We start from the raw sequence: 15,964 nt of genomic DNA on the forward strand, positions 1-15,964 counted from the left end.
GCGTTGACTTTTGGCACGCTGTTGAGTTCTCAAGGAACGGACGCTTCCTTTGTACTCACCCTCTCGGGCTTTCCTCCGGGCTTCCCTTCGGTGTCCCCGACTCTATCAGTGTTTTTCCGTCTCCCTGACCACTGTCCTACAGGCATGTAGAAAGTGATCCCGAGATAGGATCTGACGAGCTGGATTATTGCCGGGTGAGGACACTCGATCGCGTCCCTCATCCCCAAGCAGGGGTACCACCCTACACAGGGTCGCGGACCACGTGCAAATCGACTAGAGTGCGTGGTCTAGACCTCTCGTCTAGACCGCGATCAGGATCTGTCCCCCGGAACCGGTATGTCCCATGACATACCCTGCTGAACAGCGCGCCGGAGACAGACAGTGACGGCGCCCGTACAGATCTCCACCCCGGGAGGCTTCCCATGACCACCGTGACGTCCCCTCTTGCAGGACGGGCCATCGGACTGGCATCCGTACCCGACCCGGTCTTCTCCGGGGCCATGGTCGGCCCGGGTACCGCGATCGACCCGGTACGTGAGCCTTCCGAGGCCGTCTCCCCCGTCGACGGCGTCATCGTGTCCCTGCACCCGCACGCGTTCGTCGTCGTCGACGAGAACGGGCACGGTGTGCTCACCCACCTCGGTATCGACACCGTCCAGCTCAACGGCGAGGGCTTCGAGCTGCTCGTGAACAAGGGGGACACCGTCACGCGCGGGCAGAGCATCGTGCGCTGGGACCCGGCTGCCGTGGAGGCGTCCGGCAAGTCCCCCGTGTGCCCGGTCGTGGCGCTCGAGGCCACGGCGGACGCTCTCTCCGAGCTGCGTACGGACGGCGATGTGAAGGCCGGCGACCCTCTCTTCCTCTGGAAGTGAAGCGGCGCCGTCCGTGACGGCCACCAGGACAACCAACACGGCGGCTGGACCCGCCGCACTATCGGAGACGGGTGAGATGGAGACAACGCTGCGAGGCGTCGGTGTCAGCCACGGTGTGGCGATCGGCGAGGTCCGGCACATGGGTACGGCAGTGCTCGAGCCGCCGGCCAAGCAGGTCCCGGCGGAGGAGGCGGAGCGTGAACAGGGGCGCGCCCGCAAGGCCGTGGAGGCCGTGGCGGCCGATCTGACGGCCCGCGGCAATCTCGCCGGCGGCGAGGCCCAGGCGGTGCTCGAGGCCCAGGCCATGATGGCCCAGGACCCCGAGCTGATGGCCGACGTGGACCGGCGCATCGCCGTCGGCAGCACCGCCGAGCGTGCGGTGTACGACGCGTTCGCCGCGTACCGCGAGCTGCTGGCGAACGCCGGTGAGTACCTCGCGGGCCGGGTGGCCGACCTCGACGACGTGCGCAACCGCATCGTCGCGCGGCTGCTCGGGGTGCCGATGCCGGGCGTGCCGGACAGCGACGAGCCGTATGTTCTGGTGGCCCGTGACCTCGCGCCCGCGGACACGGCGCTGCTCGACCCGACGCTGGTCCTCGGTTTCGTGACCGAGGAAGGCGGGCCCACCAGTCACAGCGCGATCCTGGCCCGCGCCCTGGGCGTTCCGGCCGTGGTCGCCCTGCCGGGGGCCGGTGAACTCGCCGAGGGCACGCTGATAGCCGTGGACGGCAGCTCCGGCGAAATCTTCGTGAACCCGGGCGAGCAGAAGAAGTCGCAGCTGGAGGCGGCTGCCGCCGAGCGCAGGGCGGCGCTGGCGGCGTCGTCCGGACCCGGTGTGACCGCCGACGGTCACAAGGTGCCGCTGCTCGCCAACATCGGCGGACCGGCGGATGTGCCGGCCGCCGTCGAGGCGGGTGCCGAGGGCGTCGGTCTCTTCCGTACCGAGTTCCTGTTCCTGGACGACGACAAGAAGGCTCCTTCCGAGGAGAAGCAGGTCACGGCCTACCGACAGGTTCTCGAGGCGTTCCCCGAGGGCCGTGTCGTCGTACGCGTGCTGGACGCGGGTGCGGACAAGCCGCTGGGCTTCCTCACCCCGGCGGACGAGCCGAACCCCGCGCTGGGTGTGCGGGGTCTGCGGACGCTGCTGGACCACCCCGGTGTGCTGCGCACCCAGCTGACGGCGCTGGCGAGGGCCGCCGAGGGGCTGCCCGTCCACCTCGAGGTCATGGCCCCCATGGTGGCGGACCGGGCCGATGCCAGGGCCTTCGCGGACGCGTGCCGGGACGCGGGGCTGCGGGCCAAGTTCGGCGCCATGGTCGAGATCCCGTCGGCCGCCCTTCGGGCGCGCTCGGTCCTGCAGGAGGTGGAGTTCCTGTCACTGGGCACGAATGACCTCGCGCAGTACACGTTCGCCGCGGACCGGCAGGTGGGTGCCGTCTCCCGCCTGCAGGACCCGTGGCAGCCCGCGCTGCTCGACCTGGTGGCGCTGTCCGCCGAGGCGGCGAAGGCCGAGGGCAAGAGCTGCGGTGTCTGCGGTGAGGCCGCGTCCGACCCGCTGCTCGCGTGTGTGCTGACCGGTCTGGGTGTCACCTCCCTTTCCATGGGCGCGGCATCGATTCCGTATGTACGGGCCGCGCTGGCCAAGTTCACGCTGGCGCAGTGCGAGCGGGCCGCGGCGGCGGCCCGGGCGACGGACAGTGCCGCGGAGGCCCGTGACGCCGCTCAGGCGGTGCTGTCGGGCGAGTAGCCGGACCGGCCGGCCGGCGACCGGTTTCTCCGAGGGGTGCTCCACCTGTGGTGGGGCGCCCCTTTCACGCGCCCGCTCAGTGGTGGTGGCCCGGGCCCCGGCCCTCCTCCCCGAGGTCGGGCGGCGCGCAGTAGTCGACGTCGGACTCCGGTGGGATGAGGTCCCCGGTTTCGGCGTCGGTGCAGTAGGCGTCGAAGACCTCTCCCGCGGTGAGGGGTTCGAGTCCGAAGGCACGCAGTCGCCAGCCGTGGACCCGGTCGGGGGCGCCGGGCTCGCTGATCCGCATGACCAGTCCGCCGGGACTCGCGGTGGCGAGGCCGAGGGCCAGGACGGTGGTGAACTCGAGGGTCTCGGTCTCGTCCGGTTCCGTGCGGCCGGCGGTGTCGTCGGCGTGCAGGACGGCGACGAGCGTCTCGGACGGCCCGGAGACGCTGCACACGAGGTGCCGGTGGCCGGACGGTGCCGTACCGAGGATGCGGGCCAGGAGGTGCGAGGCACGGGCGAAGGCGGCGCGGCCCAGGTCCTCGCCGCACGAGGCGCAGGCACCGAGGCGGGCGAGGAGTGCGGTCGCGTACTCCCGGGTCGCCTGGCGGACGGCCTCGTCGACCAGGGTGGGCAGGAGGTCGGCCAGCGGCTGGCCCTCGTAGTGGACGGCCGGGCCGGTGGACGCGAGTTCGGCGGTGAACCTCGCGCGGCTGGTGTGGCTGTCGGGGTCGATGCCGGTCTTCGCACAGAACGCGGCGTAGTCCTCGGGGTCGAAGAGCGCCACCGTGGTGTGGCTGCCCTGCAGGGCGCGCATCCTGAGGACGGCTTCCACGTGTTTGAGGTAGGTGGTGTGGTCGTCGAAGGCGAAGCTGTCGTAGCGCCGCATGGTGCGGAAGTCGTGTTCGTCGGTCAGCAGGCCGATGGTGCCGGCGATCTCGCGGCGCAGGACGCGTCGCAGGGTCCGGTGGTCGGTGTACGCCATGTCTCCCCCTGTGCACGGTCGGTCAATGCTCACTCACAGTAACCGGCGGCACTGACAACGGGCGGAGGAGACGGTGGCGGCTCCGGAAGGGGACCGGAAGCGGGCTCAGGCGCGCTTGCGGGCGAGGTCCTCGTAGAAGGCGAGCAGGTCGAGGTCGTCGATGGATCCCGGGTTGACCGCCTTCTCCAGGGGGGTGCCCTGGAGGAGCCGCTTGACCGGGACCTCGATGCGCTTGCCGGTGAGGGTGTGCGGGACTCCGGGGACCTCGATGACCTCGTCGGGTACGTGGCGGGGCGACAGGTGCTCGCGAATGGTCCCCTTGATGCGGCCCAACAGCTCTTCGTCGAGGGTGGCTCCGGCTGCCAGGTGGACGAACAGGGGCATCCAGTAGCCGCCGTCGGGCTGTTCGACGCCGATGACGAGGGACTCCCTGATCTCGGGGAGGCGTTCCACGGCTTCGTAGATGTCGGCCGATCCCATGCGGACGCCCTGGCGGTTGAGTGTGGAGTCGGAGCGGCCGTGGATGACGACGGAGCCCCGGGAGGTGATGGTGATCCAGTCGCCGTGCCGCCAGACGCCGGGGTAGGTGTCGAAGTAGCTGTCGTGGTAGCGGGTGCCGTCGGGGTCGTTCCAGAAGCGGATCGGCATGGAGGGCATCGGGTTGGTGACCACGAGTTCGCCCACCTCGTCGGTCAGGGGCCTGCCGCTGGGGTCCCAGGCCTGCAGGTCGGTGCCCAGACCGGGCGCCTGGAGTTCGCCGACGTGGACCGGGAGGGTCGGTACGGCTCCGGCGAAGCAGGAGCAGACGTCCGTGCCGCCGCTGACGGAGGCGATCCACAGGTCGGCGCCGCTGCCGGCGAACTCGTCGTGCAGCCAGCGGAAGCCGTCGGGGGGCAGGGGGGAGCCGGTGGTGGCGACGCATTTGACGGCGGAGAGGTCGAAGTCGCGTGAGGGGTGCACGCCGGCCTTGCGGCAGGCCATGACGTAGGCGGCGGAGGTGCCGTAGAGGGTGGCGCCGGTGCGTTCGGCGATCCGCCACTGGGCGCCGGTGTCCGGGTAGCCGGGGCTGCCGTCGTACAGGACGATCGTCGTTCCGGTCAGGAGGCCGGAGACGAGGAAGTTCCACATCATCCAGCCGGTCGAGGTGTACCAGAAGAAGCGGTCCTCGGGGCCCAGGTCGCAGTGGAGTCCGAGCTGCTTGAGGTGTTCGACGAGGATGCCGCCCTGGGACTGGACGATCGCCTTGGGCAATCCGGTGGTGCCGGAGGAGTAGAGCACCCACAGGGGGTGGTCGAAGGGCACCTGTTCGAAGACCGGTTCGGTGTCCGCGCAGGTGAGGGCGGACCAGTCCAGTGCGCCGTCGGGGGCGTCGGTCCCCAGCAGGGGGATGTGCACGACGGCGCGCAGGGTGGGCAGTTCGCGGCGCAGTTCGGCGACGACGTCGCGGCGGTCGTGTTCCCTGCCGCCGTAGCGGTACCCGTCGACGGTGAACAGGACGACGGGCTCGACCTGCTGGAAGCGGTCGAGGACGCTGCGGGCCCCGAAGTCGGGTGCGCAGGACGTCCACACCCCGCCCACGGCCGCGGTGGCGAGGAGGGCGACGACGGCCTGCGGGATGTTCGGGAGGTAGCCGCTGACCCGGTCTCCGGGGCGTACGCCGAGGGAGCGCAGCTCGGCCGCGAGGGAGCCGACCTGACGGCGCAGCCCGGCCCAGGTGACGGGGCTCGGGTCATGGGTTTCGTCGACGTGCAGGAGAGCCGGTGCGTCCGGGCGGGACGCCGCCGCGCGCAGGGCGTGCTCGGCGTAGTTGAGGGTCGCGCCCGGGAACCAGGGGGCGCCGGGCATCGAGCGGTCGCCCAGCACGCGCGTGGGGGGCGTCGAGAAGCGGACGTCGAACCATTCCGTGACCGCTTGCCAGAAGGTTTCCAGCTCGTCCACGGACCAGCGGTGGAGTGCCGCGTAGCCGCCCTCCGCGGGGGCGCCGTGGTGTTCGGCGGCCCATGCCTGGAACTCGGTGATCCGGGCCCGGGCGATCTGCTCCGGATCCGGCTGCCAGAGCGGCTGGGGGTTCACGGTCGACATGGGGCGGCTCCCGGACTGTGCGCGTCGTGTGCGTCCTCCGCGCACGGGCTGGGGTGTGCGCGTGACGCGGCTGACAGGGACGATGCCATGTGACCGACTTCCGCACCAGGGCACCCCGCACACAGTCCGTGTCGTGAAGATGTGGTCCGATCATGGGTGAACGGCAGTTGAACGACACACGTGTGGGGCCCTGCGAGTGACAGGGTGAGCGTCATGGACGGTCGTGACCTGGTGCGTTCGGTGAAATCGGTCGGTGCGGTGAGAGCGGCTCGGGGGTTGCGTACCGTACGGGCGGCGTGGCGCAGGCGGCGGGCCGACGCCACCGGGCTGCCGCCGCGGGGGCCGGAGCGGGCGCGGGTGCCCGGGACGGTGCGGGAGGTGACGCCGGGGCTCGGCGGCGGGCTGATCCGGTTCGGCCGCTCGGAGCTGCGGATCTTCGTCGCGGTGAACGGGGCCGTCTTCTGGGGCTGGGACGGGGCGGCTCCGGAGCCGTCCTACGCGCTGGCCGGCCGCTGCCCCGATCCGGATCCGCGGGCCGCGCTGGAGCCCGACAAGGACGGCGGCTGGCGGGTGGTGGCCGAGCGTGTGACGGTCGTGGTCTCACGGCACGGTGCGGTGGAGGTGCTCACCCCCGGGGGTGTGACGCTGCGGCGCGATCTGCCGCCGCGCTGGTGGGAGCCGGCCGGCGGTGGCGCCGCGCGCTGGATGCTGCGGTCCGAGGTGCCGGCGGACGCCCGCTTCTTCGGACTCGGGGGGCGCGCGTCGGGTCCCCGGCTGAGGGACGGCACGTACCGGTTGTGGAACACCGACCCCGGTCGCGCCTGCGGGCCCGGCGACGATCCGCTGCACATCACGATGCCGGTACAGATGGTGGTGGCCGACGCGGGGACCCACCTGGCGTTCCACGACGGGTCGTGGGACGGCACCGTGACACTGCGGGAGGGCGAGGAGGGCGCCGGTTCCGGGCACGACCGGGCCGGGACGAGTGAGCTGCGGATGGACGGCGGCCCCCTGCGTTGCTGGGTGATGGTGGGCACTCCCGCGCGCGTGCTGCTCGCCTGGGCGTCGCTCACCGGTGCGCCGGCGCTGCCGCCCGCGTGGGCCCTCGGCCACCATCACGTGCCGGAGGGCACCGGCGGCGAGGAGGAGGTGCGCAGGGCCGTCGCGGGCCACCGCGAGCACGGGCTGCCGCTGGACGCCGTGCACCTGGACTCCGGCCACCTGGACGCCCACCAGGTGTTCACCGTCGACCAGGAGCGGTTCCCCAAGCTGCCGGCCCTGGCGGACGACCTGGGGCGCGAGGGGATCAGGCTGGTGTCGGTCGTCGGTCCGGCGGTCGGCGCGGCGCCCGGCACCGCCCTGTACGACGAGGGGGTGAGGCGGGACGCGTTCGTGCGGAACTCCTCCGGGGAGGTCGTGCGGGGGGTCGCCGGGCCCGGGGAGGCGGTGTTCCCCGACTTCACGCACGCGCGGGTGCGTGAGTGGTGGGGCGGGTTGTACGCGGAGCGGCTGTCCCAGGGGTTCGCCGGGTTCTGGCACACCCTGAACGAGCCGACGTCGTTCACGGCTTTCGGGGAGTCGACGCTGCCGCGGTCGGCCCGGCACGCTCTGGACGGGCGGGGCGGTGACCATCGCGAGGCGCACAACGTGTACGGGCTGTGCATGGCGGGGGCCGCGTACGAGGGGCTGCGCGAGCAGGCGCCCCGGGAGCGGCCGTTCGTGCTGTCGCGCTCGGGGTGGGCCGGTATGCAGCGGTACGGCGGGGCGTGGCCGGGCGCCGCGGTGACGGGGTGGGCCGGGTTGCGGGCGTCGCTGGCGCTGGTGCTGGGCCTCGGGTTGTGCGGGGTTCCCTACGCGGGTCCGGACGTCTGCGGCCCCGGCGGGGATTCGTCGCCCGAGCTGTATCTGCGCCGGCTCCAGCTGGGGGCGTATCTGCCGCTGTTGCGTACGGTCGCCGGTCCGCGTGCGGGACGGGACGGGCCGTGGGGACCGGGGGCGGAGGTGGTGGAGCACGCGCGCGCGGCGCTGGCCGAACGCGACCGCCTGCTGCCGTACTTCATGACGCTGGCGCACCTCGCCCGGCGTACCGGAGCACCGTATGTGCGTCCGCTGTGGTGGTCGGCGCCCGAGGAGCGCGCGTTACGCGACTGCGAGGACGCCTTCCTGCTCGGTGACTGTCTGCTGGTGGCACCGGTGCTCGGGCCGGGTGCGGACCGGAGGGCCGTCCGGCTGCCGCGCGGGCGGTGGTACGACACGGCGACGGAACGGGCGTACGAGGGCCCGGCTCAGGTACTGGTGGACGCGCCCCTCGGGCGGATACCGGTGTTCGCCCGCGCGGGCGCCGTTCTTGCGGTGCGGGGCGAGGACGGCGGTCCCGGCCTCGAGGTGTGGGCGCCCGCCCGGGGGCGGACCGGGGGCGGGCTGGTCGTGCCGGACGCCGGGGACGGCTGGGAGGAGCCGGAGACCGAGCGTTACACGGTCCGGTGGTCGGGCCCGCGGATCGTCGTCGAGCGGGAGTGCGGGGACGGCGTCGGCGAGCCGTCCTGCCCGGTGCGCGTCCGCGGGCTGGGCGCCGGCGGGGGTCAGATGTAGCGGCCCTCGAAGAAGGCCCGTACGGCGAGGGTGTGCAGGGGGAACGCGAGGTCCTCGGCGCGGCGCAACAGGTGCCGGCCCGCGGTCTCGTCGGTGGGGACGGAGGGCGGCAGGTCCTCCGCGGGGCGTTCCGGAAGGAGTCCGAACAGCAGCAGGTGCCCGTCGGGTGAGCTCATGGCGTCGGCGAGCCGTACGTCGCGGCTCGCCGCGTCGATGCCGGTCTCCTCCTTGAGTTCACGGACGACGGCCTGGCGCCAGTCCTCCCGGTCGTCGATGTAGCCGCCGGGCAGCGCCGTGCCCCCGCGTGCGGGCTCGACGGTCCGGGTGATGACGACCAGGGCGGTGCCCTGGGTGTCGTACACGGGCTGGAGGGCCACCGCGACCGGCAGCGGGTTGCGGTAGGCCACGGTGCCGCAGGCCGGGCAGGTGCGGGGCCGGCCGGAGACGTCCTCCCCGAAGGGCGCGCCGCAGCTCGAACAGTGTGAGTTCGGCGCGGAGTTGGGAACCAACGCATGAGTTTCGGACACGCGCGCGACTGTATCCGATCGTACGGGGGGCGTCTCCGGTAGGTCGTTCAGCGGTGGCCGGTGAGCGACGCGCGGGACACCGGGAAGTCGAAGTAGGTGTCCGGGTGGGGTTCGGGCTTGAAGGTGTAGTGCCACCATTCCTCGGCCAGGTTCACGTACCCGAGGTCCTCGAGGGTGGTCCTGAGCAGCAGCCGGTGGGCGCGTTGTGTGCCCTGGATCCGGGGGTCGAGGGTGTGGCTGAGGGGGTCGAAGCAGTCGTAGCCGGTTCCCATGTCGACGGAGTTGTCGGGGAACCGCTCGTCCTCGGGCGCGAAGCAGGGGGTGAGGGGCTGGCCGGGGCGGTACGGCCGGGTGGGCCTCGCGGGGAGTTCCACGAGGGTGAGGTCCACGGTCGAGCCACGGCTGTGGCCGGATCTCCCGGCGATGTAACCGTCGGCGAACAACCGGGTCTTGTCGACGTTCGGGTAGAACTCGGCCTTCATCTTCTGGTCGTCGGGGTCCTCGGCCCAGCGCACGAAGTGGTCCACCGCGCGCTGCGGCCGGTAGCAGTCGTACACCTTCAGCGAGTAGCCCCGGCGCAGCAGTTCGCGCTGCGCCGTGTGGAGGGCCCGGGCGGCGGGGCGGGTGAGGATGCACAGCGGCTGCCGGTAGCCGTCGATGCGTTCGCCGACGAAGTTGTGCGGGGTGAAGTAGCGGATCTCCTGGATGATCGTCGGGTCCACGCTGTCCAGCGCCACGAAGTCCTCGGGCGCCTTGGGCTCCGGCTCGGCCTGGGCGGGGGCGGACGCGGTGGCCGCGGTGAGCAGGGCCGCGACGGCGGTCACCAGAGCGCGTACCACGGTGGGGAGTCGTGTCATGTCTCCTGCGTCTATCAGGAGGGAGCTGCCCCGGGGAAGCCCCCGACCGCCGCGAGGGCGGCGGTCGGGGGCGTCGGGGCCGAGGGACGGCGCGCGGCCGCGTCGGCGGCCGGGGCCGACGCCACGGCCGGTGCGTGGGGCCGGGCGTTCACGAGGGAGCCGGTCCTCCTCGGCGCCGCGGCCCGTACTCCGGCCGGCGGCGGCACGGGCCGTGGGCCCGGCGCCTCAGGTGGTGACCGCGCGGCGTCGCTGTGCGGCCTCGGCCATGGCGTGCTGGACGACGCCGATGAGGACCTCCTTGACCGACTCCCGGTCCCGCGCGTCGCACATCAGCAGCGGTACGTGGTCGTCGAGGTCGAGGGCCCGGCGGACGTCCTCGGCCGGGTAACGCGCGGCTCCCTCGAAGCGGTTGACGCCGACGAGAAACGGTATGGAGCGCCGTTCGAAGTAGTCGATGGCCGCGAAGGAGTCCTCCAGCCGCCGGGTGTCGGCCAGGACGACCGCTCCGAGAGCGCCCTCGGACAGCTCGTCCCACATGAACCAGAACCGCTCCTGGCCGGGCGTGCCGAAGAGGTACAGCACCAGGTCCTCGCGGAGTGTGATGCGGCCGAAGTCCATGGCCACCGTGGTGGTGTTCTTCGCCTCCACGCCCCTGGTGTCGTCGACCGGACGCCCGGCCTCGGTGAGGAGTTCCTCGGTGCGCAGCGGCCTGATCTCGCTGACCGCGCCGACGAGCGTGGTCTTGCCCACGCCGAAGCCACCGGCCACCAGGATCTTGAACGTGACGGGCTCGACCGGGGGCTTGCCGCGCTCAGAGCGCCCGAAGATCATTGATCTCGTCTCCTGCTTGATGGGAATCGGGCGGCGGGCCATATCCCCCGCCGCCGGGGTTTCGATGACGAACACCTCGCCGGGGCCCACGTCCGCGCGGCCGCTTGCGCCGAGTGCCGTGACCGTTCCGACGGGCGATGCGCAGGGCGTCCCGAAAGCCGCGGGTGACGACCAGCGGGGTGCGCTCGCCCTTGCGCTCGAGGAGGGCGTCGGTGGCGACCGTGGTGCCCATGCGCACGGCGTCGACGGGTTCGTCCGGTCCGGCCGGCGGCCGGCGGGTTCCCGCGGCCGCCGCGCCGGTGCCGGCGTTGTCCCGGCTCGCGCCGGGCCGGGAGCGGTCCGGAACCGGACGGCCGGACAGCGCCTCGTGGGTGAGCAGCCGGCCGTCCGGGCGGCGGGCGACGATGTCGGTGAAGGTGCCGTCCCGGTCGACCCGGAACTGCCGGCCCCTCACGTCGGCACCCCGCTTCCGCACCGGGTCACAGCGCCCGGAGACCGTTGATCACGTCACGCAGCACACCCTCGTCCGGCAGTTCGGCCGGGGGCACGGGCCGGTTCACATGGACGAATTCACCGTCCACGAGGTCTCCGACGAGTACCCGGACGACTCCGATCGGCAGGTCGAGTCCGGCGGCGAGTTCGGCGACCGTCTGCGGGGTGTCACGGCACAGGCCGACGATGTCCACGTGCTCCGGGGAGAGTGTGGGATCCGACTCGGGATCGTCCGCGTGCGGCTCCGTGACGACCACCGCGATCACATCGAGGCGGTGCTGGACCGCACTGGTGGTGCGGCCCCGCGTCATGGCGTACGGGCGGACGACCGGTCCGGCCTCGTCGTCGAACCAGTGGCTTCTGCCCTGACCGTCAGCGCTCATGTCATCCCACTACCCGCCCGCGGGCAGATCGGTGCGCGGAGCGGCGCCCAGATGCACACCGACCCGCTTGACGAGCAGTGTCATCTCGTAGGCGACCTGCCCGACGTCGGAGTCGGCGTCCGCCAGGACGGCGAGGCAGCTGCCGTCGCCCGCGGCGGTGACGAACAGGAACGCCTCGTCCAGTTCGACGACGGTCTGGCGGACATCGCCGGCCTCGAAGTGCCGGCCCACACCCTTGGCGAGGCTGTGGAAACCGGAGGCGACGGCAGCCAGATGCTCGCTGTCCTCCCGGGTCAGGGCCTTCGAAGCACCCGTGGCCAGGCCGTCGCCGGAGAGCACGATCGCCTTGCGGATGCTGGCGACGCGGTCCACGAGGTCGTCGAGGAGCCAGTTCAGCTCTCCCTGGTCCGTCGTGCTGTGGCCGGTGGCCTTCGGTGCGGTCATCGACCGTCCCCCTTTGTCGTTCGTCGTGGTGCTGTGCCGCTGTCGGCGTCGTCGCCCGCGGCGTTCTCCTCGCGGCCACGCTGCCAGCCGCGCTGGAGCGAGGCCATCCGGCTGCGTACTTCGTCGGCGTCCCGTTCGACGGGCCGGCCCCTGTCCTCGTTCCTGCGTCCGGCATCGCGCTTGAGCTGCGGGGCGAGGCTGGCCTGCCGTACGCGCCGGGGCAGCGGTCCGTCACCGGGCCGGGCGGCACCGGTGTCCGTCCCGTCCGTGGCCGGCGGGGAGTCGTCGGAGCCGCTCCCCGTGATCGCGGGGCGGCGGACGCGCCGGGGAAGTCCGGCGGGCGGCTCGGACCGGTCGTCGTGCACGGGGCGGGCGGGTGCCGTGGCGTCGCTCCGCTCCCGGGCGCCGTTCCCCGGGCGGCCGGGATCCGCGTCGCGTCGGCGGGCGGGCAGGGGCGGGGGTGCCTCCCGGTCCCGGCGTTGGAGTTCGGCGCCGGCGGAGGGCCGGTCCACCCGGGGGGCGGGCAGCGGGGAGAGCGGCTCCGAGCCCGTACGGCCGGTGCCCCGGTGTCGCGCGGATTCTTCCCTGCGGCGGCGGGTCGGCAGCGCCGGTGCCGGCTCCGGCCCGGGATCCGGGGATGCGGTCGTATCGTCCTCGTCGGTCCGCTCCCCGCGCGTGCGCTGGTCGCGCACCGGGCGCCCATGGGAGCTGACGAGCTTGGGGGTCGCCCTGCGGGCCGGCGGCGCCGGGGCGCCCGTGCGGTCGTCGGCGTCCGGGTCCGTACCCCCGCCGGTGTCGGACCGGTGGGGGTCGCGGTCGCGGCCGGACCACTCGTCCTTGTGGCCGGTGCGGGAGCGGCGGTGGCGGAAGAGACCGCCGCGTTCACCGTCCTCGTCGCCCAGTGCTCCGGGGAAGCCGTCGAGGGCGTCCAGGTCGACCGGGGCCTCCAGCTCCACCGGTCCGTCCAGCAGCGAGGCGGGCAGCCGGGGCAGCGGTACGGACCCCTCGGAGAGCGCGGCGCGGCGGCTCTGCTCCGGTTCCCGGTCCTTGGCGCGCCGGGGACGGTCGAGGCGGAAGCCGACGCCGTTGGTGTCCGGAACGTCGTCCGTCAGCAGGGCGTCGGGGAGGAACACGACCGCCGTGGTGCCGCCGTACGGGGAGGGCTGCAGGGAGACCCGGACGTTCTGGCGCTGGGCGAGACGGCTGACGACGAACAGACCGAGGCGGTCGGTGTCGGAGAGTTCGAACTCCGGTGTCTCGGCGAGCCTGAGGTTGGCGTCCAGGAGCGCGTCGGCCGCCATGCCGAGCCCGCGGTCGTGGATCTCCAGGGTGAAGCCGTTGGCCACGCGCTCGCCGACGACCTGGACGGCGGTGTGCGGCGGGGAGAACACCGTGGCGTTCTCCAGCAGTTCGGCCACCAGATGGGTGAGGTCGGCGACGGCCGGTCCGGTGACGGCGACCCTCGGCAGCCGGCGGACCTCGATCCGCTCGTAGTCCTCGACCTCGGCGACGGCCGCGCGTACGACGTCCATGAGCTGGACCGGCTTGCGCCACTGCCGGGAGGGCGCGGCACCGGAGAGGATGACCAGGCCCTCGGCGTGCCGCCGCATGCGGGTGGTCAGGTGGTCCAGGCGGAACAGGTCGGCGAGTTCCTCGGTGTCCTCGGTCCTGCGCTCCATGGTGTCCAGCAGGGTGAGCTGCTTGTGCAGCAGGACCTGGCTGCGGCGGGCGAGATTGACGAACACCTCGGAGACGCCGGAGCGCAGTTCGGCCTGCTTGACGGCGGCCTCCACGGCGGCGCGCTGGAGGGTGTTGAGCGCCTGTCCCACCTCTCCCATCTCGTTCTTGTCGTATTCCAGACGCGGCACCTCGGTCTCCACGTCGACCTGTTCTCCGGCCGAGAGGCGGCGCATCACACTGGGCAGCCGCACACCGGACGCCTCGTGGGCGTCCAGGCGCAGTTGGAGCAGATCGCGGATGAGTCCGCGGCCGACGCGTACGGAGAGGAAGAGGGAGACGAGGAGGGCGATCAGCCCGAGGACGCCGGCGACGACGGCCTGGGCGATGACGCCCATGGCGACGGGCCGGACGCGGTCCTGGTAGCGGTCGGTGGCCTGGTCGTTGAGGGTGGCGAGTTCGGCCAGCACGTTGCCGGCGGCGGTGTCCCAGCTCTTCGCGGTGATCCCGCGGGGCGGCCCGGTGCCGGAGGAGACGGCGGCCTCCTCGCCCACGCGCAGCGGAGCGGAGGCGGCGTTCTTCCAGAAGGTCTCGTAGCGGTCGCGCTCCTCCGCGGGCAGCTGGGGCAGGCCGGCGTCGTACATCAGGGTGCGCTGGGCCACGAGGTCGGAGATGTCCCGCACTTCGGAACGGTTCAGCTCGCCGACGATGAGTGCGGAGCCGAGCAGGGCGTCCTCGCGGGAGAGCAGTTCACGGGCGCGGGCGAGGCCGACGAGTGCGCGGTACTGCTTGTCGAGCTCGACGTCCTCGACCACGTGGAGGTTGGCCAGCAGGACGTAGCACGGGTCGATCAGCCGGTTGTAGAGGTCGAGGGCCTGCGAGCGGTTGACGGTGCCGTCCTCGACGCTGCGGCGCAGGGATTCGATGCCGTCGAAGGAGTCCAGTACCGCGGTCAGGTCGCCGGAGTCACCGTGCATGGCCTCCCGCACATCCACGTTCGCCGCGTTCTCGCGGACGCCCGCGACGGCCTCGTCGGTGGCGGCGCGGCTGCGCCGCAGGGCCGCGAGCCCGTCGGAGGCGCGGGGGTCGGCGAGATGGACGAGGGTCTGCCGGCGCTCCTCCTGCAGGACGCGCACGGTGTCCTCGACGGGGTAGCCGACCTCCTCCATGACCGACGAGACGTCGAACAGATGGCTCGCCTCGCGGCCCGCGAGCACCGTGGTGTAGGCCCAGATCGTGGTCAGGGACACCAGCGGCACGAGAAGCAGCGCCACGATCTTCCGGCGGATGGACTTCCCGCGAAAGCGCATGGCCTCCCCCAGCTCGGCCCCCGGCAGCCGGGGGTACACATGTGCGTCAACAAACGGCGCGAGCCTACTACCGCGCCGGGACGAACCCTAAAGCCGTGCGGAACTTGCAGTTCCATGTCGGCGGTCCGAAACGGGGAGATATCAGGGCATCGCGGGAGATTGCCTCCCGTGATGCCGGGCGTCCCCCGACGGACGGTATCCCGTACGGGCGGTCGGTTGGCCGAAATCCCCTCTCCTCGGGAATCTTCGTGACGTTCCGTTCGTCCTTCTCCGCGGGAGACGGGGCGGAATCGGTCACGGGAGCCGTGTACCGCATCCGGGCGGCGTAGAACAGCGCAAGCCGGGCAGCCACTGGAGAACCGGGTCTTCGGACACGAGCGAGCGGTCTGCTGGCGGTGGGGAGTGACACGTTGATGGGCACGGCGGAGCGGCACGAGGCGTCCGGGGACGGCGCGGCGGCGCGGTCGGATGCCGGGGCGCGGGGGCGCGGCATATCCGCTGCCGGGCTCGGGACGGCGGGTGGACACGGCGCCGCGGCGACCGGTGACGGGGCGGCGCGCGAGAGGCGGGCCGCCGGTCCGCGGCGAGAGGTCACCGCGGATCCCGGCCGGTCCGGCGGTGCCCGCGCGGGCGCCCCCTACCGGCCCCTGTGGGTCGAGGCGCCGGCGCGGCGGCGGCGGCTGCCGGATCCGGTGCGGACGGCGGCCGTACGGGCGGTGCTCGTCATCGCCGTGACGCTGATCCAGGCCATGGTGGCCCTCCTGTGCACGCTGGCCGGGTCCTGGCTGGCGTTCCCCATGGTCATCAGCAGTGTCGTCAGCACCATCCTGGCCACCTGGGCGGCACTGGACGTGTGGGTGACCCGCCAGGTCTGGAAGCAGCGCCACGGGGTGGTGTCCACGCCCAGCAGCACCGCGCGGGCCCTGCGGCGCGAGCGGCGCCGTGCCCGCCGCCGGGAGCGCGCGGCCCAGCGGACACAGGCCCGGATACGCCGCCGGGACGGAGCCGGGCAGCTGTCGCACCCCTGACACCGGCCGGCATCCACCCGGCACTCGCTACGGTGATGTTCCGTGGAGCGCACCGGCTGGACGCGGACCGGCTGCCCGCATGGGGCAGCCGGGCGGCGACCGCGGCGGCCGAGCTGTCCCGCCGCATGGGCTTCGGCCTCTGGGCCGGGGAACGC

The 15,964-nt window shown here is 72.7% G+C and carries 12 protein-coding genes and 1 pseudogene; 4 read left to right on the plus strand and 9 right to left on the minus strand.

Annotation, left to right across the window (positions count from 1 at the left end; genetic code table 11):
- The first annotated feature begins 422 nt into the window (after positions 1 to 422).
- Positions 423 to 872 carry a PTS glucose transporter subunit IIA gene (locus tag ACF07S_RS17770; RefSeq protein WP_391974555.1) on the plus strand — a complete coding sequence of 150 codons (450 nt, stop codon included), beginning with the start codon at positions 423 to 425 and terminating at the stop codon, positions 870 to 872.
- A 76-nt stretch (positions 873 to 948) separates the two neighbouring features.
- On the plus strand, positions 949 to 2,619 hold the full coding sequence (ptsP, locus tag ACF07S_RS17775) for a phosphoenolpyruvate--protein phosphotransferase (protein ID WP_391974556.1): 1,671 nt from the start codon (positions 949 to 951) through the stop codon (positions 2,617 to 2,619).
- Positions 2,620 to 2,695: 76 nt separating this feature from the next.
- Here the strand turns inward: ptsP and ACF07S_RS17780 are convergent, their stop codons facing one another.
- Both ACF07S_RS17780 and ACF07S_RS17785 read right to left on the minus strand, forming a co-directional pair.
- Positions 2,696 to 3,586 carry a hypothetical protein gene (locus ACF07S_RS17780; RefSeq protein WP_391964349.1) on the minus strand — a complete coding sequence of 297 codons (891 nt, stop codon included), beginning with the start codon at positions 3,584 to 3,586 and terminating at the stop codon, positions 2,696 to 2,698.
- A gap of 105 nt (positions 3,587 to 3,691) precedes the next feature.
- Positions 3,692 to 5,668 (minus strand): acetoacetate--CoA ligase, encoded by a 1,977-nt coding sequence (locus ACF07S_RS17785; RefSeq protein WP_391974557.1) that lies wholly within the window; start codon positions 5,666 to 5,668, stop codon positions 3,692 to 3,694.
- 213 nt (positions 5,669 to 5,881) lie between these two features.
- Here ACF07S_RS17785 and ACF07S_RS17790 point away from each other — a divergent pair, with 213 nt between their 5' ends.
- Entirely contained in the window at positions 5,882 to 8,260 is a 2,379-nt protein-coding gene (locus ACF07S_RS17790; protein ID WP_391964351.1) for a glycoside hydrolase family 31 protein, read from the plus strand.
- On the opposite strand, the gene ACF07S_RS17795 is transcribed toward ACF07S_RS17790, so the two are convergent.
- The 7 genes and pseudogenes from ACF07S_RS17795 to ACF07S_RS17825 form a co-directional block, all read right to left on the minus strand.
- On the minus strand, positions 8,251 to 8,787 hold the full coding sequence (locus ACF07S_RS17795; protein WP_391964352.1) for an NUDIX domain-containing protein: 537 nt from the start codon (positions 8,785 to 8,787) through the stop codon (positions 8,251 to 8,253). The two genes, ACF07S_RS17790 and ACF07S_RS17795, sit on opposite strands and share 10 nt — an antisense overlap.
- Before the next feature lie 47 nt (positions 8,788 to 8,834).
- The gene (locus tag ACF07S_RS17800; RefSeq protein WP_391974558.1) at positions 8,835 to 9,644 is read right to left on the minus strand and encodes a M15 family metallopeptidase; all 810 of its coding nucleotides are present in this window, start codon (positions 9,642 to 9,644) and stop codon (positions 8,835 to 8,837) included.
- Between the two features lie 225 nt (positions 9,645 to 9,869).
- On the minus strand, positions 9,870 to 10,475 hold the full coding sequence (locus ACF07S_RS17805) for an ATP/GTP-binding protein (RefSeq protein ID WP_391964354.1): 606 nt from the start codon (positions 10,473 to 10,475) through the stop codon (positions 9,870 to 9,872).
- A gap of 124 nt (positions 10,476 to 10,599) precedes the next feature.
- Positions 10,600 to 10,929: pseudogene (locus tag ACF07S_RS17810) on the minus strand (hydantoinase/oxoprolinase N-terminal domain-containing protein); the annotation flags it as partial.
- A gap of 25 nt (positions 10,930 to 10,954) precedes the next feature.
- Positions 10,955 to 11,350, minus strand: a complete 396-nt coding sequence (locus ACF07S_RS17815) for a DUF742 domain-containing protein (RefSeq protein WP_391964355.1) — start codon at positions 11,348 to 11,350, stop codon at positions 10,955 to 10,957.
- Positions 11,351 to 11,359: 9 nt separating this feature from the next.
- Positions 11,360 to 11,794: a roadblock/LC7 domain-containing protein gene (locus ACF07S_RS17820; RefSeq protein WP_391964356.1), complete on the minus strand. Its 435-nt coding sequence runs from the start codon at positions 11,792 to 11,794 to the stop codon at positions 11,360 to 11,362.
- Positions 11,791 to 14,781, minus strand: coding sequence for a nitrate- and nitrite sensing domain-containing protein (locus ACF07S_RS17825; RefSeq protein WP_391974559.1), 2,991 nt, complete (start codon positions 14,779 to 14,781; stop codon positions 11,791 to 11,793). Before ACF07S_RS17825 ends, ACF07S_RS17820 begins: the two co-directional genes overlap by 4 nt.
- A 413-nt stretch (positions 14,782 to 15,194) precedes the next feature.
- Here ACF07S_RS17825 and ACF07S_RS17830 point away from each other — a divergent pair, with 413 nt between their 5' ends.
- Positions 15,195 to 15,809, plus strand: coding sequence for a hypothetical protein (locus tag ACF07S_RS17830; protein WP_391974560.1), 615 nt, complete (start codon positions 15,195 to 15,197; stop codon positions 15,807 to 15,809).
- The last annotated feature ends 155 nt before the right edge of the window (positions 15,810 to 15,964 follow it).

It is taken from the genome of Streptomyces sp. NPDC016640 (assembly GCF_043076215.1).
Classification (GTDB): Bacteria; Actinomycetota; Actinomycetes; order Streptomycetales; family Streptomycetaceae; genus Streptomyces.